Source organism: Microbacterium sp. Bi128 (assembly GCF_918698205.1).
The window spans coordinates 1-1,719 of record NZ_CAKKMM010001105.1; the positions used below are offsets into that span (position 1 = coordinate 1).

Genomic DNA, 1,719 nt, shown 5'->3' on the forward strand with positions numbered 1-1,719 from the left:
GGATCGGGGGCGCCGGGCGCCGGAACGGCAACGGCGGGCATGTGGCGGAAAACCACCAACCGGAAGAGCAGGAACTTCACGGCCGTGGCGGCCAGGTTGGCGGCGGTGACCGTGAGCAGTTCAAGCCAGCGGTCCGGGGCCGCTCCCGACGCGGCGTGAACGAGGGCGAGTGCGCCCGAGGTCAGGGCCAGCCCGATGCCGAAGACCAGCAGCCCCTCAAAATGGTGGCGAGCCGCCTGGCTGCCGCCCTGGATGCCGAACGTGAAGCGCCGGTTGGCCGCAGTGTTGGCCACGGCGGTGGTGAGCAACGCGAGGAAGTTTGCCAGCTGCGGGTCCATGAACCCGCGGCAGAGCAGGAAGATCGCCAGGTAGGCCAGGGTGGAGGCCACCCCGATGCTGCCGAAGCGGACGAGCTGTCCGAAGAGGCTTCCGCCGGGGCTTTGTTCCTGGGTCCGGGAGGCGGCCGGCAGCGGTCCGCGGGCCAGGGCCGCGCGCAGGTCGGGAACCGGGATCCGGCCCGAGACCAGGTCCCGGCTCAACCGTGCCATGCCGCGCAAGTCCGCGAGGGCCGTCTGGACGATGTCCACGCTGGAATCCGGGTCGTCGGTCCAGTCCACCGGGACTTCGTGGACGCGCAGGCCGCACTTTTCTGCCAGGACCAGCAGCTCGGTGTCGAAGAACCAGGCGTTGTCCAGCGTGTGGGGAAGCAGTTGCCGGGCCACGTCCGCCCGGATCGCCTTGAAGCCGCACTGCGCGTCACTGAAGTGGGCGCCCATGAGGGCCTGGAGCAGGAAGTTGTAGCTGCGCGAGATGAATTCCCGTTTGGGTCCGCGGACCACGCGGGAGTTGCGGGTCAGCCGTGTCCCGATCGCCAGGTCGGAGTGCCCGGAAATGAGCGGGGCAAGGAGCGGGCCGAGGGCCGCCAGATCAGTGGAAAGATCCACATCCATGTACGCCAGGACCGGCGACGGCGAGGCCAGCCACACCTTGCGGAGTGCGTTTCCGCGGCCCTTTTCTGCCATATGGACCACCGTCACTTCGCGCAGCTCGCGGGCTACCCGTTCCGCGGCCTTGAGCGTTCCGTCGGTGCTGGCGTTGTCCGCCACGGTGATCCGGAAGGAATGCGGGAAGGCGCCGAGCAGGTACGCGTGGAGCCGGCGCAGGCAGGCCTCGAGGTCCCGTTCCTCGTTAAAGACCGGGATGGTGACGTCCAGCAGGGGCGTGCTGGCGCGCGTATCAATGGCCGTGCGCCGGCCGCCGGGGCCGGTCAGGGCCCCAGCGATCGGGCCCGGGACGGGTGCGTCGGCCAGCGCAAGCCCCGAGAGTGCCCCGGGGGCCGCCGGGCCGGCCGGCGTCGCCGTGGAGCGGGGCAGGGTTCCTGTGGCCTGGTCTGTGAATGTCATGGCTCAACTTTCCCGGCGGCCCATATGAGGGCTTTAGGGTCAAGCTGTGCGGGGGCTGTGGAAGTCCGGGCCGCAGGGGCCGGTCCGGCCGTGGAGACGCAAAGAGGCCCCGGATCCATGCGGATCCGGGGCCTCCAGGGCGGGGGCGGCTAGTGCCGGTTTAGTACCAGTTGTGTGCGTAGTGGAAGTTCAGGGCGCCGCAGGGGGAACCGTAGCGCGACTTGACGTAGTTCAGGCCCCAGTTGATCTGGGTCCGGTAGTTGGTCATGTAATCGGCGCCGGCGCTCGCCATCTTCGAGGCGGGCAGGGACTGGAC

Annotated in this window: 1 protein-coding gene; it reads right to left on the minus strand. The window is 69.5% G+C overall.

Features of this window, described 5'->3' with window-relative positions:
- Positions 1-1,403 (minus strand): bifunctional glycosyltransferase family 2/GtrA family protein (locus tag LQV45_RS30205; protein WP_230010893.1); only part of this gene is annotated, 1,403 nt, incomplete at its 3' end.
- Between the last annotated feature and the right edge of the window lie 316 nt (positions 1,404-1,719).